Source organism: Streptomyces uncialis, assembly GCF_036250755.1.
GTDB lineage: Bacteria > Actinomycetota > Actinomycetes > Streptomycetales > Streptomycetaceae > Streptomyces > Streptomyces uncialis.
Map to the genome: position 1 here is coordinate 1 of NZ_CP109583.1, position 23,284 is coordinate 23,284.

Annotated in this window: 19 protein-coding genes and 1 pseudogene; 9 read left to right on the top strand and 11 right to left on the bottom strand. The window is 70.1% G+C overall.

Translation table 11 applies throughout. The features are described 5' to 3' along the window. The first annotated feature begins 665 nt into the window (after positions 1-665). Genes OG711_RS00005 through OG711_RS00015 form a run of 3 tightly spaced genes read left to right on the top strand, consistent with a single transcriptional unit; the run spans position 666 to position 5,016 of the window. Positions 666-1,745, top strand: coding sequence for a hypothetical protein (locus OG711_RS00005; protein WP_329557933.1), 1,080 nt, complete (start codon positions 666-668; stop codon positions 1,743-1,745). After that, the gene (locus OG711_RS00010) at positions 1,742-2,296 is read left to right on the top strand and encodes a hypothetical protein (protein ID WP_329557934.1); all 555 of its coding nucleotides are present in this window, start codon (positions 1,742-1,744) and stop codon (positions 2,294-2,296) included. Before OG711_RS00005 ends, OG711_RS00010 begins: the two co-directional genes overlap by 4 nt. A gap of 44 nt (positions 2,297-2,340) precedes the next feature. Next, a complete protein-coding gene (locus tag OG711_RS00015; protein ID WP_329557935.1) occupies positions 2,341-5,016 on the top strand; it encodes a DEAD/DEAH box helicase in 2,676 nt (891 codons plus the stop codon). A gap of 233 nt (positions 5,017-5,249) precedes the next feature. On the opposite strand, the pseudogene OG711_RS00020 reads toward OG711_RS00015, so the two are convergent. Further along, a pseudogene (locus OG711_RS00020) lies at positions 5,250-6,394 on the bottom strand (hypothetical protein). A 145-nt stretch (positions 6,395-6,539) separates the two neighbouring features. On the opposite strand from OG711_RS00020, the gene OG711_RS00025 reads away from it, so the two are divergent. After that, on the top strand, positions 6,540-6,704 hold the full coding sequence (locus tag OG711_RS00025; protein WP_329557936.1) for a hypothetical protein: 165 nt from the start codon (positions 6,540-6,542) through the stop codon (positions 6,702-6,704). Between the two features lie 144 nt (positions 6,705-6,848). Further along, positions 6,849-7,910 carry a CHAT domain-containing protein gene (locus OG711_RS00030; RefSeq protein ID WP_329557937.1) on the top strand — a complete coding sequence of 354 codons (1,062 nt, stop codon included), beginning with the start codon at positions 6,849-6,851 and terminating at the stop codon, positions 7,908-7,910. Positions 7,911-8,712: 802 nt separating this feature from the next. On the opposite strand, the gene OG711_RS00035 is transcribed toward OG711_RS00030, so the two are convergent. Continuing rightward, positions 8,713-8,892 (bottom strand): hypothetical protein, encoded by a 180-nt coding sequence (locus OG711_RS00035; RefSeq protein ID WP_329557938.1) that lies wholly within the window; start codon positions 8,890-8,892, stop codon positions 8,713-8,715. 1,012 nt (positions 8,893-9,904) lie between these two features. On the opposite strand from OG711_RS00035, the gene OG711_RS00040 reads away from it, so the two are divergent. Next, positions 9,905-10,513, top strand: a complete 609-nt coding sequence (locus OG711_RS00040; RefSeq protein ID WP_329557939.1) for a hypothetical protein — start codon at positions 9,905-9,907, stop codon at positions 10,511-10,513. Between the two features lie 178 nt (positions 10,514-10,691). Here OG711_RS00040 and OG711_RS00045 read toward each other — a convergent pair whose 3' ends face one another. From OG711_RS00045 to OG711_RS00060, 4 genes are all read right to left on the bottom strand, one after another. Next, positions 10,692-12,038 (bottom strand): cytochrome P450, encoded by a 1,347-nt coding sequence (locus OG711_RS00045; RefSeq protein ID WP_073792690.1) that lies wholly within the window; start codon positions 12,036-12,038, stop codon positions 10,692-10,694. Then, positions 12,035-13,351 (bottom strand): terpene synthase family protein, encoded by a 1,317-nt coding sequence (locus OG711_RS00050; RefSeq protein ID WP_329557940.1) that lies wholly within the window; start codon positions 13,349-13,351, stop codon positions 12,035-12,037. Before OG711_RS00050 ends, OG711_RS00045 begins: the two co-directional genes overlap by 4 nt. A 552-nt stretch (positions 13,352-13,903) precedes the next feature. After that, positions 13,904-14,809, bottom strand: coding sequence for a hypothetical protein (locus tag OG711_RS00055; protein ID WP_329557941.1), 906 nt, complete (start codon positions 14,807-14,809; stop codon positions 13,904-13,906). A 41-nt stretch (positions 14,810-14,850) separates the two neighbouring features. Next, positions 14,851-15,501, bottom strand: coding sequence for a TetR/AcrR family transcriptional regulator (locus OG711_RS00060; protein ID WP_329557942.1), 651 nt, complete (start codon positions 15,499-15,501; stop codon positions 14,851-14,853). Between the two features lie 134 nt (positions 15,502-15,635). On the opposite strand from OG711_RS00060, the gene OG711_RS00065 reads away from it, so the two are divergent. Further along, a complete protein-coding gene (locus OG711_RS00065; RefSeq protein WP_329557943.1) occupies positions 15,636-16,721 on the top strand; it encodes a hypothetical protein in 1,086 nt (361 codons plus the stop codon). 309 nt (positions 16,722-17,030) lie between these two features. Here the strand turns inward: OG711_RS00065 and OG711_RS00070 are convergent, their stop codons facing one another. From OG711_RS00070 to OG711_RS00080, 3 genes are all read right to left on the bottom strand, one after another. Beyond that, positions 17,031-17,768: a hypothetical protein gene (locus OG711_RS00070; RefSeq protein ID WP_329557944.1), complete on the bottom strand. Its 738-nt coding sequence runs from the start codon at positions 17,766-17,768 to the stop codon at positions 17,031-17,033. Between the two features lie 260 nt (positions 17,769-18,028). Further along, on the bottom strand, positions 18,029-18,904 hold the full coding sequence (locus OG711_RS00075; protein WP_329557945.1) for a sigma-70 family RNA polymerase sigma factor: 876 nt from the start codon (positions 18,902-18,904) through the stop codon (positions 18,029-18,031). After that, on the bottom strand, positions 18,901-19,284 hold the full coding sequence (locus tag OG711_RS00080; protein WP_073792685.1) for a VOC family protein: 384 nt from the start codon (positions 19,282-19,284) through the stop codon (positions 18,901-18,903). Before OG711_RS00080 ends, OG711_RS00075 begins: the two co-directional genes overlap by 4 nt. A 652-nt stretch (positions 19,285-19,936) precedes the next feature. On the opposite strand from OG711_RS00080, the gene OG711_RS00085 reads away from it, so the two are divergent. Together OG711_RS00085 and OG711_RS00090 are read left to right on the top strand one after the other, a co-directional pair. Continuing rightward, positions 19,937-20,557 carry a hypothetical protein gene (locus OG711_RS00085; RefSeq protein ID WP_329557946.1) on the top strand — a complete coding sequence of 207 codons (621 nt, stop codon included), beginning with the start codon at positions 19,937-19,939 and terminating at the stop codon, positions 20,555-20,557. Positions 20,558-20,854: 297 nt separating this feature from the next. Continuing rightward, on the top strand, positions 20,855-21,343 hold the full coding sequence (locus tag OG711_RS00090) for a hypothetical protein (protein ID WP_329557947.1): 489 nt from the start codon (positions 20,855-20,857) through the stop codon (positions 21,341-21,343). Positions 21,344-21,660: 317 nt separating this feature from the next. Here OG711_RS00090 and OG711_RS00095 read toward each other — a convergent pair whose 3' ends face one another. Together OG711_RS00095 and OG711_RS00100 are read right to left on the bottom strand one after the other, a co-directional pair. Beyond that, positions 21,661-21,864 carry a hypothetical protein gene (locus tag OG711_RS00095; protein ID WP_329557948.1) on the bottom strand — a complete coding sequence of 68 codons (204 nt, stop codon included), beginning with the start codon at positions 21,862-21,864 and terminating at the stop codon, positions 21,661-21,663. Between the two features lie 198 nt (positions 21,865-22,062). After that, positions 22,063-23,172 (bottom strand): SDR family oxidoreductase, encoded by a 1,110-nt coding sequence (locus OG711_RS00100; protein ID WP_329557949.1) that lies wholly within the window; start codon positions 23,170-23,172, stop codon positions 22,063-22,065. Between the last annotated feature and the right edge of the window lie 112 nt (positions 23,173-23,284).

The window sequence follows — 23,284 nt, forward strand, 5'->3', positions numbered from 1 at the left end:
CTTGTCCGGGCGGAGCTCGGACGGCCCCTTCGCTGCGCTCTCGGGGCCCTGGAGCGGGGGCGGCCACTGCGCGGCCCTTGGGGGTGGGGCGGGCCCTCGCTGCGCTCGCGCCGTGCTGACGGCCGGTCAGCGCGCTGCGCGCGTGGATCGGCTTGTGCGGATTGGGTTTAGGGGTGACCGGATGGGGGTGGTCCCGGGTCGCTGCGCTCCTTCCGGGACCTGACGGGGGGTGAGGGTCCCTCCACTGCGCTCCGGGACCTGGGCCCGCTTCGCGGGGAGCAGCAGTAGGGGGCGGGGACTCGATCGGGTTGGGCTTCAGGATATCAGGGGTTGGTAGAGTAGGCAGCATGTAGAGTTAGGGAAAACAAGGCATACCCCCAGAGTGTGAAGAGGTGGCCTTATCGGTGGGGAAGGATTGGCGGATGAGTGCTTTCCTTACGTGGAAGCGATATGCGCAGGCAGTGGAGCGGGAGTTCGCTCGAGCAGGGTTCGCCGGGGCCTCCCATTCGGTGATTCGGGACGAGGCTCACCGTGAGTCCTGCACCGCGTCCTGGCACTGGGCAGTGGGCTCGCCCAGGCTCAATGCGGAGGAATGGCCCTCGGGGCTCACTCTGACGTGGACGTCAGCGGACCAAGGCTGGACGTGCAGTGTGGTGGAGCACTGTGTGGAGAGCACGTTCACGCTCCCTGTGTCCTCCATCGCCGCGCCTCGCGCCCTGAGCGCCCTGTTGCCGGCGCTGATGGAGGGCAGGCGCTGGCAGCTCTCCTCGTCCGAAGAGCGGTGGGAGCACGCCGAGGTCGGGGAAGCTGCGGCTTTGTCCGCGTATGGCGAGGACAGGTACGGCCCGGACTACCAGGCGGCCGAGGAGCAGGGAGCGGACTTCCTGCGGTGGCAGGAGCAACTGGAGGGCCAGGAGGCCGCGGAAGGTGCCCCCGGGCCGACTGTGGAGCGGCTGAGCTTTGAGCAGCGGCTGTCGGCGCGGGAGGGGATCTGGGGTGAGGTCACCGGGTTGACGCGCGGCCAGGTCCACGAACTGCTCACCGCAGCGGGAGAGCTGGAGCAGCACCCTGACGTGAGGAGTGCCGCGGACTGGCTGGCGGCCGTCCGCAGGATCGAGCTCCGGCGGATCTGGCAGCTGATGGACCAGCAGGACATGGACCAGTACACCCCTGAACAGGACTCCGGGGTGCAGCGCTGGCGGGACGAGGAGCGCAGGCGTCAGAACGGCCCCGGCGAGCCGGAGCTGTTCCGCTACCGGGTCGTCGCGCAGCGCACCGGCGACAACCACCCCGGGGCCGTGACCACGACGAATCACACCGTGGTGCGGTCGGTCGAGGAGGCCGTGGCCATCGTCCGCAGGGTCAACGAGCGGGACCCCGGCCTGTACGGCACCAAGGGCCTGTACCGCGTCGTGGAGGTGTCCGAGGAGATCCCGGAGACCGGGGGCCGGGTGCACGAGCAGGATGCGGACGAACTGGCCCGGCAGCGGCACCTGGGCACGGTCATGAACGCCGCCCTCACACACAGCGACCTGGAAGGCCCGGTGACCATCCCACCGGAAACAGTCGGGGCGCTCTGCGACTTCTTCACCCGCACCATCGTCCTCCCCGGCCGGCTCGACCCCGAGGACGGCCGGCTCCACATCAGCGACCCCGCCCGCGACCTCACCCGGCTCCTCCTGAACCACCTGGAGAACCACGGCCTGGCCCTGAAGAACGAAGCGGAAGAGGGGGAGCAGCGGTGATCTGGACTTCTGAGGATGTGGCCCGTGACTCGGTCCGGCGCAACGGTGCGGGTCTGACCGCCCGAGGGGTGGACGAGGCGGTCGCTGAGGCCGCTGTCCGGGAGCGCGAGACGGAGGCCGAGCGTCAGGCGGCGCTGCGGTCTCCGCCCCGGGACCTGGAGCAGGAGCCGTTCGCCTGGGATCCGGAGGAGCTGGCCGAGCGGTGGGCCGCCAAGCATGTCGAGTGGCACCGGGTTCAGGCCCTGATGGAGTCGTCCGGCTGGACGGTCTACGAGCCGGAGAAGGGCGCCGAGGGCGCCGCCTGGGCGCGCGAGCGGGAGACCTGGCGCGCGGGGTTCCTGGAGCGGCAGGCCGCGCACCAGGCGCGGCGGCGGGACGAGAGGGACGAACTGCGGGCCGAGGTGCGGCTCACCGCGCCCGCGGGCCGGCGGATCCAGGCCCTTGCCGCCCGGGCCGGCGTCTCCCCGGACCAGGTCGTGGCGCAGCTCGCCAAGCACGCCGTCGCCGGTGAGGACGGCACCGTGTCGGTGCCCGCTTTCAATCCGCGCTGACATCCCAAAAACGCACACCGAAGCGAGAAGGAAAGGGCTCTGGAATGTCTGGTGTAAAGCTCCGGGAACATCAGGTGGATGCGAATTCCCGTATCCGCAGGTGGGTGGGATTCCCGGCAAGATCGTCTGTGACGGAGCATGGTGCCCGTGCCATGGTCGTGTCAGCGACCGGCTCCGGGAAGACGATCACCGTGGCCGCCGCCGCGTACGACTGCTTCCGGAGCGGCCGGATCCTGGTGATGGTCCCCACCCTCGACCTCCTCGTCCAGACCGCCGAGGCGTGGCGCCGGGTCGGCCACACCGCGCCGATGGTCGCCGTGTGCTCGCTCGAAGGTGACGCCGTGCTGAAGGGGCTCGGGGTCCGGTCGACGACCAACGCCATCCAGCTGGCGCTGTGGGCCGGGTCCGGGCCGGTCATCGTCCTAGCCACTTACGCCTCCCTCGTGGACCGGGAAGACCCCGCCGACCCAACCGGACAGACTCGGGTCCGGGGGCCGCTGGAAGCCGCCCTGGCGGGCGGGGAGCGGCTGTACGGGCAGCAGATGGACGGCTTCGACCTCGCCGTCGTGGACGAGGCCCACGGCACGGCCGGGGACATGGGGCGGGCATGGGCGGCGATCCACGACAACCGGCGCATCCCCGCGGACTTCCGGCTCTACCTGACCGCCACGCCCCGGATCCTCGCCGCGCCGCGCCCGCAGAAGGGCAAGGACGGGCGCGAGCTGGAGATCGCGTCCATGAGCGGGGACTCCGAGACGTACGGGGAACGGATCGTCGATCTCGGGCTCTCGGAGGCGGTCGAGCGTCAGATTTTGGCAGGATTCGAGATCGACGTCCTGGAGATCCGCGACCCCGACCCCATCCTCGGCATCTCGGAGGAGGCGCTGCGGGGCCGGCGGCTCGCGCTGTTGCAGACCGCGCTCCTGGAGCACGCCGCAGCGAAGAACCTCCGCACCGTCATGACATTCCACCAGCGCGTCGAGGAAGCCGAAGCGTTCGCCGCCAAGCTGCCGCACACGGCCGCCGAGCTCTACCGCACCGAAGCGTCCGACAAGGCGCTGAAGGACGCCGAGGCGCTGCCGAAGTCGTCGATCGACGCCGAACTGTACGAGCTGGAAGCCGGCCGCCACGTCCCTGCGGACCGCGTCTGGGCCCAATGGCTGTGCGGCGACCACCTCGTCAGCGAGCGGCGCGAGGTCATCCGCCAGTTCGCAGGCGGCATCAACGCCGAGAACAAGCGGGTCCACCGCGCGTTCCTCGCCTCCGTGCGGGTCCTCGGCGAAGGCGTCGACATCGTCGGCGAACGAGGCGTCGAGGCGATCTGCTTCGCCGAGACCCGCGGCTCCCAGGTCGAGATCGTCCAGAACATCGGCCGCGCGCTCCGGCCGAATCCGGACGGCACGACGAAGGTGGCCAGGATCATCGTGCCGGTGTTCCTGGAGGCCGGGGAAGACCCCGGCGGCATGATCGCCTCCGCCAGTTACAAGCCGCTGGTCGCCGTACTCAACGGCCTGCGCTCTCATGACGCCCGTCTCGTCGAGCAGCTGGCATCCCGGACGCTGTCCCGCGGCAAGCAGGACAAGCGCACCCACGTGAAGCGGGACGAGGACGGCCAGATCATCCGGGCCGGCGAGAACGAGGAGCAGGAGCAGGAGCAGGAGCAGGAGCAGGAAGAGAACGGGACCGAGGGGGCGGTGGAGTCGGCTCTGCTGCACTTCTCCGGCCCGCGCGACCCCGCGACGATCGCCGCGTTCCTGCGCACCCGGGTCTACCGGCCGGAGTCGCTGGTGTGGCTGGAGGGCTTCGAGGCCCGGCGCCGCTGGCGATTCGAGAACGGGATCACCGGGCTCGTGGCCACCCCCTACGACACCGAAGTCCCGGTCGGCGTCGTCAACTACCCCCTCGGACGCTGGGAGGCGGAGCAGCGCCGTGCAGCCCGTACCGGGGACCTGGAGGAACGGCGGCGCGTGCTGCTGGACGAGGAGGGGATGGTGTGGGAACCCGGAGATGAGGCGTGGGAGACGAAGCTCGCGTTCTTCCGCTCCTACCACCGCGCCCACGGACACCTCGCACCCCGGCAGGACGCCCTCTGGGGTCAGACCGAGACCGAGGCGCAGCCGGTGGGGCGGCACATGGCCAACCTCCGGCGCAAGGGCGGACTGGGGAAGGACACCGAACGGGCCGAGGCCAGAGCGGCGCAGATGACCGCCATCGACCCCGACTGGAACTGCCCCTGGCCCCTCGACTGGCAGCGCCACTACGCAATCCTGCGTGACCTGGCAGCCGAGGAACCCGGCGCAGTCCTCCCTCACATCGAGCCCGGTGTGCTGTTCGAGGGCGACGATCTGGGGGCGTGGATCCAGCGGCAGCAGAAGCCCGCCGCCTGGAAGCTGCTGGCCGAGGAGCAGCGGGAGCGACTGACCGGGCTCGGAATCAAGCCCGTCGAGCAGCCGGCCCCCGCCCCGGCCGGGAAGAACACGGAGGCCGGGGCGGAGAAGCTGTCAGCGGCATTCCAACGCGGTGTCGCCGCCTACGCCCAGTACATCGCGAGGGAAGGCAAAACCACCGTCCCCCGACCCCATACCGAACAGGTCGTCATCGACGGGGCCGAGCACACCGTGAAACTCGGTGCGTTCGCCACCAACACCAAGCAGAGGCTGGCACGGCTCACCCACCACCAGCGCACCGTCCTGCGGGACATCGGCGTGGAATGGGCGTGAGCGGTACCGGCGGCCGCCACCCAGGTCGCCTCGGTCCGGTCTGCGAAAGCCGGCTCCGTGCAGTCGGCGGCGTCCGAAGCGCCGACCGGTGTGGGATCACCACGACGAGTGCGACACGACGCTGTACAACTGCGGTACCTGCACCTACGACCATCGAGGAGCACGATGCGCCCTCCGATCGGGACGACTACTGAGACGGTCACCCGATCGGGAGGCACGTTCGGCGCCACGGCTCAGGCGAGGCGCCGCGACGCGATCAGCCGGTTGGTCAGCTCTACCGTGGCGAGGTACCACCAGAAGATCCAGTCGAGGAATGCTTCGTCGTACTCGCCGCGCTGGTCGGCCCGGCGGTGGCGCAGGTCGAAGCGGTTGGCGATCTCGAACAGCGCGCCTTCGTCCTTCCCGAGGTGCTGCTTGATCAGGGCACGGCGTTCCTCAAGGATGCGGGCGAGGTTGAAGATGGCCGATCGCTTGCTCTCGGCTGACGTGTCACGCCCTCGGAAGAGGGCGATGGCATGGCGGACTCCGGCGGTGGTGCCGGGTGGGCTGTCGTTGAGGGCGCGGTGCACCAGCTGGCTTCGGGCGTCGTCGGTGACGGCGACCAGGCGCCCGAGGTCCTCACCCTCGGCGGCCAGTTCGTAATCGATGCCTGCCTCGCGCAACAGCTGGTTGACTTTCCACCGGTACAGAACGCGTGCCGGGCCGTTGTGAAACTCCGAGTGGTGCCATCCGCAGCCGCTGTAGGAGTGGAAACGCCGCGTACGGGGCGGCTCACCAGGTCGTGGAACACCTCGATCAGCCCGTAGAAGGTGTCTTCGCCCCACGCCTCCGGCGCCAGCGGCCACAGATCAGGGATGCCAAGTCGCCTGTCGATCACGTCGGAGGGGTCAGGCAGCTCGCTGTGATCGTCGATGCATTCCTCGCCGAAGACTTCGGCCAGGTAGCCGTTGTCGGCGAACTCGCTGATGAGCCGCGCGATGTCCCCTCGGGTGTCTCGCGCGGTACTGCCATCGTGAGCGAGTCCATTGCCGCGGCGCTGCGGCCAGTACGGCCGGGGCGCGGCCGCATGCCTGAGCTCGGGCGCCCGGCGGATGAGTTCGGTGAACCAGTCGTGCTGGTCCATCACGGCCCGTTTGGTGCCCCAGCCGGTGGCGGTGGTCGCCCAGGGATCGGCTGTCGGCGCGGTGTGGTTGGGCAGATCCTCGAAGTCGGCGACTGCGGTTGTGCCGGCCAGGGCCTCCGTCAGGAGCCAGATAGCCCGGTCCTGCCAGGAGCCTGTGGACCGGAGCACGCGCTCACCCTCGGATATGAACAGCGATGCAGGCCAGAGAAGTTCGTAATTGCTTAGGTCCAGACTCACCACAACATCATCACCCATAGGAGATGTGTCCCGACCCTGGGCGATGAATTCCCGTCTCAGTCCCGGATGAGCTCCTGGAACTGCGGACATCCCACCGCATGCCACTCCCTGACGAGGACTTCCCCGCCACGACCACAACCTCCGCGTACCACGGCAGACAGTCATGGCACGCACGGATCTCGTACGAGTTGCCGTCGTCGTCGAACGCCTTGAGGTCGACGGAGCCGACCGGCGCTCGGTAAGTGACGTCCTGCTGCGGATCGGAGCCTTCTGCCATGTCGGCCAGTATCTACCAGCGCGCAGATGGCCTTCGGCGCAAGGAACGTGAGCCGTCCGCCACGATCATCAGCGGACCCGCACAGGGCTGCCCGTCTTGCCGCCACACCTGCAGGAACACTGTGGGAAGCGGCAAGGGGCGTTGTCAGTGGGCGGCCATAGCCTGGCGAGACGGGAACCGCAGAAAGGCACGCCCATGAACGCCAGTTACTACCGGAGCCAGCTGGACAGAAGGAACAAGGCTCGCGCTGACGCGGAGAAGAAGGTCGGCGAGTTCCGCAAGAAGGAAGCCGACAAGCGCGCGAAGGCCACGAAGGAGGAAGCAGCAGCCGCCAAGGCGAGTAGTCAGGGTACCGTCAACAGCAAGCAGCGTGCTGCCCAGCGATACGAGAACGAGGCCAACAAAGCTGGCCAGAACGCCAGCACGTGGAGCGCCAAGGTCGGCAAGCTCTCCAAGGAGGCAGCTGACCTGTCGGTCAAGCTGGCGAAGGCGGAACAGGTTGAGCGGGCCGCCGCGGAGAAGGCTCGCCAGCGTGAACAGCAGAAGACGGAGCGGCGTGCCGCAGCTGAGCAGCAGAAGATCGAGAGCCGCCTGTCGGCGGCGGAAGGCGAGGTGCGCACAGTGCTGAGGGAATTGCGGGCCCCGAAGCCGGAGAAACTGCGGGTGCTGCTACTGGCGGCTGCTTCCGCCGGTGACCTGCGAGTCGGCCGGGAACAACAGAGGATCCGCGCTGCGGTGCAGAGCGCCACCCATCGCGACCTTGTCGAACTGGACGTCCACCCTGCTGCAACAGCGGACGTCTTCCTGGACGCGCTGACCCGGTTCCGTCCCCACGTCGTGCACTTCTCCGGCCACAGCGCACAGGACCTGATCGCTTTCGAGAAGGGTGAGGACGGCTTCCACGAAGGTGCCATCGTCAGCGCCGACGCCTTCGCCCGGGCCATCGCCGCCGTGGACGACAAGCCGCTGCTGGTCCTGCTGAACTCCTGCCACTCCGCAGCCCAGACCGGGAAGCTGGTCGGCACCGTGCCGTTCGCCATCGGCATGTCCGACACCATCGGCGATGCCGACGCCATCACCTATGCCGCCCGGTTCTACGCCGCCGTCGCTGACGGCCAATCCATCCAAGCCGCCCACCTGCTCAGCCGTGTGGCCATCGAAATGAACGGCCTGCTCGACCGCGACCTGCCGACCCTGGCCTGTGCAGCGGACGTCGACCCGAGCGCCACAAAGCTGGTAACGCCGCCTCCGGAGTAGAACGTGGGCATCTCGTACATGAGCTTGAACCTCGTTCCGCATCCGGTACAGGCAGGGCGGGCCTCACTCTGGAGATTCTCCTGCTCTGCCCCACGGCGCACCGGCTCACGGTGTTCCTGTTCGTCCGCCGTTCGGCCTTCGGTGGCGGCGGCTTGGGGGCTACAGGTGTCACACAGGTGCGGGCGGGTGTCCTCCGGAGTGCCCCGGCCCGTCGCCCGGGCCGCCTTCCACCGTTCGTCGGTGAGCTTGGCCCCGCAGCCGGTGCAGACCGGGCGGCGGGCCACGCGCTCGGCGTGGCGTTCACTGATATCCCGGAGCTGCGCCTGGTACGCCTCCTGGTTGGCCTTCATCTGCTGGCGTTGGCGGGTGAGGACGGCGTCGAGGCGGGGGTTGCCGATCGCGTCGAGGGAGGAGGGTCTGGTTCCCGGACACCGATGTAGTTGAACACGATCAGGACCGGCGGATACGGGTGGTCCGGCCCGTCGTCGGTGACGGTCCAGCGGGTCCGCCACAGCGGGCATGGGGCCTTCTGCGACGTGCCCACGGCCGTAAGTCTTCCGAGTCGGAGGAATCGGCATCCTGAAGGACGCCGGGACCGGGGCCGGTCGGCCGCGAGGACGGCCGACCGGCGGAGTGTGACCGGCAGAGATCAGCTGGCCTTGGCGGGTTCCCCGGCCCGGCCCCAGCCGTCCAGGAAGGCGGCCAGGGCGCGGCGCTGCCGCCACCGGGTGCGGCGCCAGCCTGCGGGTGCCGGTCGTCAGGCGGCGTTCCAGTGGTGCGCGTCCGCGCCCCGCCACTCCACCTAGCCAGGGTCATCGAGAACCAGGCCTGATTCGGTGATGCCCGCGGCTTCCAGGAAGACCACGAGGTCATGGTCGGAGAACGCGAGGCCCAGGATCTCGTCCCGGCCGTTCCGGTGCACGCTCACCCGCCGGCCGCCCGACGGCGACGGCCGGTGCACGACGATCGGCGCGCTCTCCATACCTTCCAGCGTGCGCGCACCCGGCCCCGGGCGCAGCACACGGCAGCGCCAGGCAGGCGGAGTCAGGGTCCTGTGCCGATGCCCCGGTACCCGGGCCCGAGGGCATCCACACCTCCATCCGGGAACGGAAGCCGCCGTCCCGTCGGCCGCTCCTCTCGTCGCTCATCCCTTCCCTCCCTCCCCTGCTCGCCTCTTCCCTTGTCGGCCGCTCCCTCCGTATCGCTTGCCGCACTGCGCTGTCTGTTCGTTCTCAGCCTGGATACCGGCCGTCCCGGCCTCTCCCCGCGTCCCTTTCCACCCCCGCTCCTGTCGACTTCACCGGGCTCCTCAATGCTCCTGGGGGTCCCTGAGAGAAGTAGTCGGCGCAGCCGAACCCTCTTGGCCAAGGCACTGACCTGCCGATTTCCCCGCCCTCCCCATGACATCGAGGCGATTCGTAAGGCGACTCGTAAGGCGACCTGCGGAAGCTGGCGTATGTCCGTTCTCAGCCTGCTGCCGTCCGTACCGGCCTCTCCCCGCCCCTTTCCGTCCCCGCTCCTGTCGACTTCGCTGGGCTCCTCATTACTCTGGGGGTCTCTGAGAGAAGCAGTCGGCGCAGCCGAACCCCTTTGACCAGGGCGCTGACCTGCTGATTTCCTCGTCCCGCCCATGACGCCGAGGCAAGTCGTAGGGCAACCTACGGAAGAGGGACGTGGGGGCGGGCTCGGTGTCCGTCGCGAGCGGCCCGGTCCCGGCCAGTTCACCGCCATCGGACTGGCAGGGCCAGCGGCTCCTCGGGTGGCCGCCGGTCGGACGCCGGTCGTTTCGGTGGACCAGAGCCATGGGCCGGTCGCCCCCAGGGACGGTACTGGTCAAGGGGGGTCCGGTATGTGACGGCTAGACCATTGACCGGACGGTTCGCACCGGTTCGGAAAAGGGGGAGAAATCTCCGGCCGCTGTCCACAGGGCCTGCGCCCGAGGCTGTCCGAAGCCGTCGTGATCAGCACGGCAGCCCGACGACAGGAGTACCCCTGTGCCTGACACCACCGTCGCCGAATCGCTCACTCCGATGACTCCTCACGCGGTGACGGCCGCCTTCGACCACCTCCGCGCGGTGCAGGCCGGCGCACTCGAAGTCGCCGCCGCCCTCGCCGCCGCCGAACCGCGGATGTCCGCGATCCTGGTGGACGTCGCCACCCGGATCGTCGCCCCCGTCACCGCCCTGCCCGGCCCGGACATGGACGCGGCGTGCGCGGACTCCTTCGCCCTCGATGCCCTCGGAGGCGTCTTCCTCAGCGCCCTGCGCACCTGGGAACAGGCGGGCCCGGACGCAGCCGGGGGCATCGCCCGCACCGTCATCCGCTTCACCGCCGACGTCCTCACCGAGGACCACGAGGACATCGACGACATCCTCCGCCAGCTCCACGCCACCGCCCTCCGCCAGGCCCTCGACGCACATCCCACACTGGCCGGTGCACATCCGATACGGCCCGGCATCGTGCAGAACGCGGGCGCATCCCCGGCCGGGTGCGGAGGGGTCAAGGCCCGCTGGGTGGTTCACACAACTCGCTGGCCTGCGGGGTTGGTCGCGCCGGGCGAGCCGTTGCACAGGCTGAGCAGGTGCGCCAGCACGGTGATGTGACCCTTTTTTGGGGGGCGAGTGTGTAGCCGTTGAGTGCTGGAGTCGTCGGGGCAGCGATGATCCGACGGCGTGCTTGGCCGGGCCGAGCACGCCGCACCGCCCAGGCGGGTGGGCCTTCGTCCTCTGTGGGCTGAGTGAAGCCGACGCGGGGTGTGCAGGGTTCGGGACCCGGGCGGTGCTATGTGCGGGGCCTGAGGCGCATGTGCAGCCGTTGCGGGCTGAGTGTGAGGGCCAGGGCGGGGCGGACGGGGCGGCCGGGCAGGGGTTCCAGGCGCCATCGTGCGGCGATCGTGGCCAGGATGATGACGGCTTCGGTGATGCCGAACTGGTCGCCGACGCACTTGCGGGCGCCTCCGCCGAACGGGATGAAGGAGCCGTCCGGTGGGTTGAGGTGGCGGGAGCTGCTCCACCGGTCGGGGTCGAATTGCTCGGGGTTGTCGTACTGGTCGGTTCGGTGGTGGATGAGATAGGGGCTGTAGAAGACGGCCGTGCCGGCGCGGACGGGGTGCGTGCCGAGGTGTGTGTCGGTGGTGGTGGTGCGGCTGACGAGCCAGGCTGGCGGATAGCGTCGCAGGGATTCCATGAGGACGCGGCGTGTGTATTCCAGCCTGGGCACGTCGTCGAGTGTGGCTGCGGCGCCGGCGAGAACGCTGTCGGCCTCGGCGTGGAGCTGTTCTTCGATGTGGGGATGCTGGGCCAGTGCGTGCAGTGCCCATGCCAGGGTGGCGGCCGCGGTCTCGATGCCGGCGAAGAAGAAGGCCATCAGCTGGTCGATGATCTCGGCGTCGGAAAGGTTCTGGTCATGGCCGTCTTCGGGGGGATCTGGGCTGCCGAGGAGTACGGACAGCAGGTCGTCGTGGCCGGTGGCGGCGGAGCGGCGGTCTGCGGTGGCGCGGACCATGGTCCGGCGCAGGCGGGATCGGGCCTGGTAGTAGCGGCGGTTGCCGGGGGTGGGGAGCGTGTTCAGGCGCGGTGGTGTGATCATGCGCCGGAAGATGCCGTCCGTGATGGCGCCGAGGTCCTCCAGTACCTCGGTGATGGCGGTGGGGTTGAGGGTGTCGGCGAACATGGTTGCCACCAGGCCCTGGGCGACGATGTTCTGCATCTCGGTATAGGCGTCGATGGTCTGGCCGTCGGTCCACGAGCCGGTGGCGGTGTCGGTCTGTTCGGTCATCAGGCGGGCGTACGCGGGCAGGCGGGCAGGGTGGAAGGCGGGCTGGACCAGCCGTCGCTGGCGGCGGTGGTCGGTATGGGGGCAGAGGGGCAGGCCGTTGCCCAGGACTTCCCTGCCCTGGTCGAATGCCGGGCCGCCTTTGTCGAAGGTGCGGTCGTTGACCAGGACGTGGCGGGTCAGTCCCGGGTCGCACACCAGAAGGGCCTTCTTGGGGCCGATTCGGATGTGGACCAGGTCTCCGCGGGCGGGCAGTGAGGTGAGGAATTTCAGGGGGTCGCGTACCAGTGGCAGGAGGTGGCCGAGGAGAGGCAGCGCTCCCGGTGCCTGGCTGATCGGAACGTCCGTTGTCATAGCTGTCCACTCTCCGGTCGGCGGTGCGGTGGATGAAGCGGGGACGCGGGGTGCGCGGGGCCGGTTGCTGCGGGTGGAGCCCGGTGCCGGATCCGGGGAGGCGGAACCCGCGACCCCGCCGGTTCAACCCGGTGCGCCCTGGATGCTTGGGGCTTGGCGCGTGCGGGCGTGGAACGGCACTGCCCGGTGACCCGCTGTCCGTCATGGGGCATCCTCGGCGGCGCCGGGCATGGCCGGCGGGGATTCTGTGCGGGGCCTGTGCCGCGGTTGCTGCCGGGGTCGTCAGATGAGTGTGGCGAGGTGCTGCACGGGGCCGGTCGCCGGGTCGCGCGGTCGGTGTAGCGGGCGGTTTCCTCTGCCCAGAGGGCGTTGCCGGTCATCCAGGTCTTGAGTCCTTCGACCATTTCGGTGAGGGCTTGGCGGTCGTCGGGCTGCAGGTGGGGGTAGAGGACGGCCTCGGCGCGGCTCTCGGCGGCGAGGAACCGTCCGACCTGGACGTCGACCCGCTGGGCGACGAGATCGGCGGCTTCCTGCAAGGAGACGTCGAGTTTGCTGGTCAGGACCACGACGTAGTTGCAGAGGTCGTTGAGGCGGATCTCCTTGGGCGCGGAGTACAGGTCGTTGACCCAGGCCACGACGTGGGAGGCGGCTTCGCGGATGGTCGCGACGTCCGGGTTGCGGATCAGGTGTTCGGGCACCGGCCTGGCGGTGGCGACCTCGATGAGGTCGGCGGAGACGTACATGGCACTGGTCAGGAGCCGGTGGGCGCAGTACGCGTCCTCGTCGAAGGGGGTTTCGGAGGAGTTGATCTCCGACTGGCGGACGTGCGAGTAGAGGTAGGCGGTCATGTCGTGGACGAGGCGGTTGGTCCACGCGGCGGTCATGCCCGGCCGGGTGCGGGCCCACAGGTCGGCCAGTCCTTCCCGGATCCTCGACACCGCGAGGACATCGCCCACCCGGTGGCGCCCGGTTCGCGGGGCGGTGCCGAGGAAGGGGGCGATGAACTGGTCGGCGATCTCGGTGGCCACCTCCGGGTCGCGGGCCTCCACCGTGTCGTCCAGGACGTCGTCCAGGATGAAGTAGGCGCTCGTCCAGTCCGCCAGGACGTATAAACGGCCGACGGAGGCGTGGGGACAGACCCGGGCGGCCGGCCTTCCGAGCAGGAACGAGTCGCGGACCTCCCGCACTTTCGGGCTGTTGGCGATCATGCCCATTTCCTGTACCCACGCCTGGGTGTGCTGCTGGGCACGGTCTTCATGGGGGTGGAGCCCGGACAGCAGATCGACGCGGAGCCGAGGGACTGCGAGATCCATGAGCACTCCCTGGCCCTCGTCCTGACAGTGGCGGGGCAGCGGCCCGCCGGTTCCTTTCCTTTCAAGAGAGCCAGTCCCACCCCAGGAAGGGAAGGTCTCGGTAACCAAAAGGGCGTGAACGTGTTGAACGATCCCCGGCAGGCGAACCAGGGGGCGGGCCAGACAAAGGCCCGCTAGGAAAAGCACCCTGAGGGCGGGGGGCGAGGCGGATGGTTCTCGGGGATCGCACGCGGATGCGAACGGGTCGAGGTGTGCTGCCCGTCGTTGCTGGTGGGAGAGGCTTCGGTAAGCTGCGAGGCGGCTAAGAGATCATCTCATTTGGCCGCGCACCGGCCCGGAGTGCCCGGCATCGCCGGTGACGACGCCGTGCATCGCGGGGGACGGTTCCCGTGCATCCGGTCCGCGCCGGATGCACGGGAACCGGAGTGTCCGGCATCGTCCGGCGATGCCGGACGCTCCCGCACGACGGCCCCCGCCTGCCGGTGGAGACCACTCCGTCCAGTGGACCCAGCGGCATCGACCGGCCGGTGGGCTCCACTCGCCGGGGTCCGCTCAGCAGCCGGCCCCCGGGCCGCGGTGCGGTCCGGGCTGCTGCGGGCGGTGCGCCTGCGCCTGCTGGTCGCCCGCGCGCACCGGCCGCGAGGGCTCGTCGGCATCCCCCTGACCGACGTACTGGGCTGCCCGCTCTCGGGCCTGATCCCTCGCCCGCTCGTACGCCTCCTGGATATGGCGCAGCTGTTCGGCGGTGAGGTCGAGGGATTCGACATCGGTGCGTGACTTCTTCAGAGCGCGCACCGCGGTCAGGTCGACCGCTTCCCGGGGTTCGGCCTCCTCCGGCTCCTGGTCGTCGTCGCGGTCGGGCTCGGCGGTGGCCGGGGGTGGGAGGAGCTGTTCCGGCATGGCGGCCTGCTGGTGCGCGGCGATGTCGTACCCCCGCCCGGCCGTGGTGAGGGTGGTGCGGAGTTTCTCGCGGACCACCCCGGCGGCGAGGACGGCCCGGTCGTAGCGCAGCGGGACCCTGGGGATCTCCCACTTCCCCGCCACCTGGTCGGGGAGCCGGAGCACGTGCGGGGCACCTGTGTCGGACGGGACCTCGTCCGGGAGCCCGAGGGTGGCCGGCGTGCCCGTGTCGGGCGGGAGCTGGCGGTCGGCATCCGGGATGGCCGGCCGTCGGCGGGCGGGCTTGAGGTCGGCCTCGGTCCAGCGGGTGGTGTAGAGGCGGTGGGCCATGGTGCCGCTGTGCAGCGTCCCGGAGTCGGTGATGTCGAGGCAGTGCGTGGCGATGGCGGCGTCCACGACCTGGTCGTCGAGGCCGGGTTCCCGGGGGCGGCCCCTCAGGACGAGGGCGAGGTGGCGTCGGGCTTCGGCGAGGAGGTGACGGCGTTGGAAGATGCCGTCCTTGTTCATCACGAACACCACCGCGGCGACGCCGGCGGCGGCCAGGGCGACGTCGACCACGGCCGGGACCCGGGCCAGAACTGTCCGGCAGTGTGCTCGGCTCAGGTGTGGGTGGAGCGGTGTCCGTCGGGGGTGAGGAGGTAGGCGATCGCCATGTCGGTGAGTTCGGCGGCGTAGCGGCGTCTGGCCGTTTCTCCGGTGGCGGGGTCGGGGCGTACGGCGTCGTGGTAGCAGGCGCCGAGGACGGCGCGGGCAGCGGTGTCGAGTGCCTTCTGCGGCTGGGAGCGGCGGATCTGGCCGGTGTACGGGGATGCCGCTTCGAGGAGGAGGCGGTGGAGTGCGGTGATGGTGCGGGCCCCGCGGTCCAGCGACCTGTCCCCCTGTGCGCGCAGCAGCTCCTGGAAGAGGCCGCTGCTGTCGGCGAAGGATTGCAGCAGGGCCTGTGCGTAGGCGTCGATGACGCCTGAGAGTGAGGGCTCGGCTGCCCGCAGGCGCTGGGCCACGTATTCCTCGCGGTGTTCGAGCATTCGCTCGGACAGGGCGGTGATCAGCTGTTCCTTGTCGTCGAAGCGGCGGTAGATCGTGCCGACGGCGACGCCGGCGCGTGCGGCGACGCCGGCCATTGTCAGGTCCTCCAGGCCGTCGGTGGTGGCGATCTCCTCGGCCGCCCGCAGGACGCGGGCCAGGGTCGCGGCGCTGCGGGCCTGCCGGGGTTGCCGGTATGCCGCTGGACGCTCCGGCTCCTCGGTCATGTCCCGCATGGTATCGGCGGCGCTCCTGGCAGGTGCTTTTGGCGGACAGGCCCTTTTGACAACTGGTGCACTCCTCGGCATACCCTCGCTATGCGAACGTGAATTCACATTCACATTCTATCGGAGGTTCCACCATGCCCGACAACCAGACGCTCCCGCCCGTCACCATGACGCCCGAGGAAGGACGCAGCCATCTCCGCGCGCCCCGGGGCGACGGAAAACCCGCGATGCCGGACCACGCCCCGCCCGGCACGGGACGCAAGCTGACCCTGGTCGTCCTCGGCCTGGCAGCGATGATCACCATCATGCTGTGCGCCTTCGCGCTGCCCTCGATCCACAGCGGCCCCGACCGCGTCCCCATCGGCGTCACCGGCCCCGAAGAGATCACGAAGGACCTCCGGCAGAGCACCGACAACGCTGCCTGGGACGTCCGCCCCTACCCGACCGCCACCGCCCTGCAGACCGCGGTCAAGGACCGGGACATAGCCGGCGGCCTCGCCGTCACCGCTCACCACGTCGACGTCTACACGGCCACCGCGGGCAGCCCCTCCGCCACCAGCGCCCTCACCACGCTGGGCGACAACCTCGCCGCACAACAGACCACCCCCGCCACCGTCCACGACCTGGCGCCCTTCACCGAGGACGACCCCCTGGGGGCAGGACTGACCGCCGCACTCCTACCCATGATCCTCGGCGGGATCTTCCCCGCCCTCATCCTCAGCGGGGTCTTCCCCGGACACCGCGCACTGCGCACCCGCATCACGGGAGCCCTCCTGTTCTCCCTGGCGGCAGGCGCCGCCATCACCGCCGTCCTCCAGTTCGCCACCCACTCGATCGACGGGAACTACTGGCTCACCGCCCTCGGCCTCACCCTCGGCACAGCCGCCCTGTCCACCACCCTCCTGGGCCTCCAAGCCCTCCTCGGCATGGCCGGCTTCGCCCTCGGAGCCGGGCTGATGATGCTCCTGGGCAACCCACTCGCCGGCCTGGCCACCGGACCCCACTGGCTCCCCACCGGCTGGGCCACCCTGGGACAGCTCCTCCCCCCAGGAGCCTCCGGCAGCCTCCTGCGCACCAACGCCTTCTTCGACGGCTCAGGCGCAGCCCTCCCCACCCTCACCCTCACCCTCTGGCTCGCCATCGGCACCACCCTCGCCCTCCTCGCCCACCGACGCGGCAGACACCCCGCCACCACCCGCAACGAAACAACCACCACCTGAGCACGGACCGCGCGGCATTCCCACATGTGGACCCCGCAGCTCCAGGTCCGCCCGTGCCCTGTCACCCGTCCGGCCCGGCGGTCTCCGGGCTGATCTGGGAGAGAGCGGCGGCCAGGACGTCGATCGCGTCCAGCGCGTCTTCCGCCGCGCCCGGGCTCCACGCTGTCAGCGAGATGACAGGCGCTTTCGACCGCCAGCTCGGCCCGCTGCTCGACCCCGGGTGCAGCCCGCACGTTCAGTCCCATGTGCCGTTCAACGACGCAGCCGGGCGCATCTCGCGCCTCTCACATCGCGGATACCAGCGTTCATCTACACCTCCGTCCAGGGACGGAAGCCGCCGTCGTGCCGACCGCCCCTCTCGTCGCTCATCCCTTCCCTGCCTTCCCCTTGCTCGCCTCTTCCCTTGTTGACCGCTCCCGCCGTACCACCTCCACTGGGCACTGCACTGTTTCCCCGACACTTTCCGCCCCCGCCCCCGTCGACTTCACTGGGCTCCTCAACGCTCCTGGGGGTCCCTGAGAGAAGTAGTCGGCGCAACCGAACCCCCTTGAACAGGGCACTGACCTGCTGATCTCCCCGCCCTGCCCATGACCGTCGAGGCGACTCGTAGAGCAGCCTGCGGAAGCTGGCGGCGGAAGCTGGCGTTGGGCCGGGACTGGCGTCCCTCGCGAGCGGCCCGGCCCCGGCCGGATCACCGCCGTCGGACCGGCAGGACCGACGGTCGTCGATGTCCTCGTGGTCCTCGGTGAGGATGTCGGCGGTGAAGCGGATGACGGTGCGGGCGATGCCCTCGGCTGCGTCCGGGCCCGCCTGTTCCCAGGTGCGCAGGGCGCTGAGGAAGACGCCTCCGAGGGCATCGAGGGCGAAGGCGTCCGCGCACGCCGCGTCGATGTCCGGGTCGGGCAGGGTGGCGACGTTCACCAGGAGCGCGGGCATCCGCGGTTCGGCAGTGGCGAGGGCGGCGGCGGCTTCGAGGTCGCCGGCCTGCACCTCCAGCAGCTCCGAGCCACCGCCCTCCGCCAGGCCCTCGACGCCCACTACTGGCAACTGCGGCTATTCGGACTTGCGGAATTACAGGTCGGGATCCGGAGTGTTTCTCTGCATGGTTAGGCCAGCCCACTTCGGTCCCACGATCCTGTCTCCCGTCGTCCGCTGCGGACGAGTCGTACTGTCTCGGAGGCATAACGCCAGGTCACAGCCCGCGCGGCTCCGGCCACGGCGGATGGCGTGTGGACTCGACGCCGGAGCGTGGTTTCGCCATCGCACCGGACACCGTCCTGTCGGAGTGCGGGGTGCTCGACACCGGCTCAGGTCTCGGCGGGCAGATGGATCGAGGCCAGTTTGGCAGGGTCGACGACGATGTGTATGCCGGTGATCCGTCCTTCGGTGACGGCGAAGGCGATGAGGGAGAGGGGGGTTCCGTCGGGGTGCCAGGACATGTGGCCGGGGATGCCGTTGACCAGCACGGGCCGATGGCGGGCGACCTCGCCGGAGAACATGCGGGCCCCGGAGGCGACCTTGGTGGCGCCGAGGGTGACGACCATGCCGTCGGATGTGTCGACGGTCAGCTCCACGTTCGGGTCGAGGACACGCAAGAGTCCTTCGAAGTCGCCGCTGCGGGCGGCGGCGCCGAATGCCTGGACGGCCTCTCGGTGCTCGCGGCCGGAGCCCGCCGGTCGGTTCGTGGCGTGGACCTTGCGGCGGGCGCGGCTGGCGACCATCTTGGTGGCGGCGGTGGACTTGCCAAGGATCCGGCCGATTTCGTGGAACGGGACTGCGAACATGTCGTGCAGGACGAACGCCAGGCGCTCGCTCGGGGTGAGCGAGTCGAGCACGACGAGCAGGGCGAGGCCGACCGAATCGGCCAGCGCCGCCTGTTCGTCCGGCGCGGGGTCCTCGTCGGGTATCACCACGAGGTTCGCGAACTCCTGCTCATAGGCGATTTCGGGGTGGGCTCGGCGGGATCTCAGGAGGTCCAGGCTGATTCGGCCGACCACCGTGGTCAGCCAGCCCGCCAGGTTGCCGATGGTCGCCGCGTCCTGACGGACGAGGCGCATCCAGGCTTCCTGGACCACGTCCTCGGCGTCGGCGTGCGAGCCCAGCACCCGGTACGCGACAGCGCGCAGCCGGTCGCGCTGGGCTTCGAACGCCTCAGCCACGAGAGCGGACGGGGGGGCGGTCACGACTTCCGCTGCTGACGGAGCGAGACCCGGTTGCCGTCCGGATCCACCGCCTCGATGCGGACCCCGAACGGATAGTCCACGGGTTCGGGCTCTTCGAAGACGACGCCGCGTCGGCGCATGATCTCGAAGTCTTTCCGCAGGTCCTTGGATTCGAGGATCAGCGGACCGGGCGCGCCCGTGCCTCCCGGCTGTCCTGCGGCCGGCGCGTGGGACCACAGGATGATCTGCACCGGGCTGTCGGGAACCCCGACGGTAAGGAAACGTCCGTCGGGCCCGGGGAAGTCGAGCTGCTTCTCCAGACCGAGTCCCTCGGTGTAGAACTCCAGCGCGCGGTCCTGATCCGTGACGTAGATCGTCACGTACATGATCTCGTTCAGCATCCTGCTCTCGATCCACTCGTCGATGCGACCGTTCGTGTGCGGTCGTCGCTCTCATGACGAGTGCCGACGGGAGAAGGTAACAAGACCGGTCCGCGGGGGCGGAAACGGAATACGCCTCACCGCTGATGCCTGAGAAGCATCGGGCGGGCTTCGTCTCGCTCTGCGGTCCCTGGGGCCGGACAGGTTCTCTGTGCGACCCCGTCGCCGAGACAGGGTTCGTGTTCGGCGGACCGCCGGTCCGGTGAAGGGATCTTGCTGATGGTCAAGCCCAGCAGCAAGATCCTTCAAGGCCGGTGAGCACGCCCAGTAGTTGGTGCGCAGCTCTTCCCGCTCCCCCGCGTCCCCGCCCGGAGGCCGGGACGCAGCCAGCTCGCCGGGACCTGCCGGGGGCCGCCGGACCGGGCGCAGAGGTTGGTGGGCGGGGCCGGACGGCAAGGCCGGGCACCGCCGCGGCGGTAGCCGGGCTCCGGGCCGCCCGGCGCGGTCTCGCGCGTCGCCACCGCTCGCGCGGGCCCGCCGGATGGAGCCGTGGAGAAGGTTGTTGCCCGCTGGGCGGGAGGAAGAACACAGGTTCGTTGCCGGGGCCTGTGCGGGGCCGCCGGGTCGGGGACCCTGCCGGAGAAGCCCCCTGCGACTTCAGGAGAGTGCGCCCGTGCTGGACCCCGAGGTGGAGATGCTGATCGAGTCGGACACCACGGCGTATGTGCTGTGGCGGGCCCTGGGCGAGGCGGTCCCCACCCACCCGCTCACCCCACGGCCGGTGCGGGAGGACACCGCAGTCGCGCTCCTGTCCGTCCAGGACACCAGCGACGTCCTGCTCCGGACCCGGGTCCCGATCCCCTGGAACCGGCCGAGCGAGGCGCACCTCGCGCAGCGGCTGGCACCACTCCTGCCACGGCTGGCCGAGACCTTCCGGGGACTGGACGGTCTCGCGCCGCTGTTCATGACGGTGTCGGTCGGATGGGCGGACGGTGTGATCCCGCTGGACGAACGGCTCGCGTCGGGGCTCGTGACCCTGGCCCGACAAGCGGTGGCGACCGGGTCCGGCGTCTACGGCGACCATCTCGCCGGAGCGTGCGGGCACTGCGCAGGCACCGGACGTGCCGCAGCATCTGGCAGATCCCAAGCAGGGACTGAGCCGGTACGCCGTCGACCCGCCCCTGCCACCGGGGACCCGGACCGGGGAGTGCGCGACATCGCCGGGCACGGCACGGGCGGGTACTCGGCATCGTCACTGCGGGCACCGGCTGGGATGTCCCGCACTCACCGCTGACGTGCCATGCGAGCCTCCGGCGCTCAAGAACGGAATCGGTCCGCGCGGTGGCACGGGGACTTCGGGGTCCGTCCCGCTGCGCGGTCCGATGGCTTCCCGGCCGCCGGTGAGGGTTTCCGGTCAGGGCCGCCGACGGAACCCAGCCGCGGCGGTGCTTTTCGGCTCCCGGTCGTGTGCGTGCGGGGTTTGGCGTCCGGGGGTGGCGGGGACTCCAGACGCCGGAGGTGGGGCGGGATGAAGCGGATACCGCGGATTCGGACCGCAGGACGGACCCGGGCACGGGTATGGAGGTGGAGGGTGCTGGGGGGCGCGGGTGCGGTGGTGTGCGCGATGATGGCGATCGGAGCGGTGTGGACGAGTGTCGGCCCGGTCGGCGCGGCGGCCGGTATCGGGCCGGCCGACGGCGTGTTCACCGTGTCACGCTGCTACGCCACCGAAACGAACCGCAGGTGCGAGGGCTCCTTCGCCCCCGCCGACGGCACGGAACACCGAAACGGGGTGGAGTTGGGTTCGCCCCGGGAGCCGTACACCGGAGGAGAACAGGTGGAGGTCCGGCTGGCCGAAGCCACCGCCTACGAACGCTCCGCCGTCACCGTAGCTTTCACCATCGCGCTGGCCCTGCTCCTGGCCGGCCTGTACGGCGCGACGGCCGCCTGGCTCGGCAAGTCCGCCCGGCGCGGCAGATTCGCGGGCCTCGGCCTCTACGCCGCCGTCATGGCCGTCACAAGCTCCGCCGCGTTGTCTCTTCTCCTCGTGACCGGCCTCCTCGACTGGCTCCTCACCTGACCATCCCCGCCCACCAGGTCGCGACGGCGGCGAGTTCGGACGAGGCCGTCTGAACCGGGCACGAAGTGGTTCGGCATCGCGGTCCACACCACCAAGAGGAGGCAGCACCCGGCGTCCGCCGGCGCGGCAACGACATCCTGATCACCTCCTCCCCCGCCGAGATAACGGCATTCCGGCCGCGCGGCAGCTGCGCCGCGCAACGACGACGGCGACGGCGACGGCGACGGCGACGGCGACGGGCGGGGGTTGACCGATCTCAGCTCGGCACTCCCGGTGCTCCGCGCACATCGGATGCGCACCGAGCACCCGGCGCGTGGTCAGATGCGGTGCCGGATGCGGTCCAGGTCCGCGTCGAGGACGGCGAGGTCGGGGTGGTCGCGGAGCTGCCGCTCGCGGGACCACGCGGCGAGGTCGGCCTTGTGGGCGGCCCGTACGGTGTCGTAGCTGGCGCCGGTGAGGGTGGCGATCAGGCCCATCTGGGTGTCGTCGAGGCCGTGGTACCGGTTGGCGGGCGCGTACATGATGGCGGCATCGGCCGCGCACTCGAATCCGGCCGCGGCGAGCTTTGCGTGGAGCCGGCGCCGGAACGGGGTGTCCTGGTCCTCCCAGCAGGGACCCCCAGCCGTCGTTCCCGGGGTCGTCGGGCTGCTTGGTCGAGGGCGTCGGCGAACGCGGCGAGCGGCGCGATGTCCGCTTCGGCCAGCTCAATGGTGGGGGAATCAGCCGGTGGGACCGGCCACGGCGGGCCGCCGTTTGAGGGTTCCCAGGTACCAGTCGACGAAATCGACCAGCCGCTCGCGCGAGAGGGGGGCGTCCATGGAGGTTGCGGTGTGCTGGAGGGTCTCGGCCAGCCCGAAGTGCCTGGTGGCGCTCAGGTAGGGCCGGTAGAAGGTGAACGCACGGTCCAGTCGCTGCTCGGCGGGGGTGAACCCGTCGGTGGTGGCGACGAGTACCGGTTCGGGCATGCCCACTCGTTCGGTGATGGCCGACAGGGTGTCGGCCACTGTGGCCTGGGAGATGTTGGACAGGTGGTAGACGCCTGACGGGGCGTCTGCGGCGCTGAGGGTGACGGCACCGCGTGTGACGAGGTTGACCGGGACGAAGTTGACCAGTGCGTCCGCGTCCGCTCTGATCCGCAGGTGCTGCCCTGCGAAGTCCTGGCGGTTGCGGAGCCGCAGTGCCAGCAGGGTTTTGACCATGCCGTACAGGCCGCTGAAGGTGGTGGCACCGAAGGTGGTGTCGTGGCCGATCACACCGCTGGGACGCAGGATCCGCAGGGTGGGGAACCCGCTGGAGGAGACGATCCGCTCACCCAGGACCTTGGAGCGCTCGTACCAATTGTTGGAGCGCACCTGCGGGTCCACCGGCGCGGCGGGGATGTCCCCAGCGCGGTCACCCACCACGAAGGCGGTGCTGATGTGGTTGAACACGCCCACTCCCAGCCGCTGGGCCAGGGCGGCCACGTGGCGGGTGCCTTCCACGTTGCACTGCATGATCGCGTCCTTGGCCTCGTCCTCGAAGGCGAGGGAGGCGGCGGAGTGCCAGACGTGGGAGACGGGGCCGACCTGCGCGCCGCTGGTGCCGCACAGCGGCAGAGTCAGATCCCCGGACACTGCCCGACAGCGCTGCCCGGCGCGTTTGAGCGCGGCCTCGCGCCGGTATGCCGTGGCCGCGTCGCGGAGCGCGGCATCCAGGCGCTCCTGGGCGGGCCTTGCGCCGCGCGGTCGCACCAGGCACACCAACTCGGCGTCGGGATAGTGTTCGAGCAGGTCCAGGGTCAGCATCCCCCCGACGAGCCCGGTTGCCCCGGTGATCAGGTGTCGCTCCATCAGGCCCGTCTCTCTTCATCTGCGCCCGGCACGACGCGATCATCGCCCTTATCGGGCTAAAGGCTACAAAGATGACGATATCGCGTGCGCTCACAGGCGGTCCCCTGGCGCG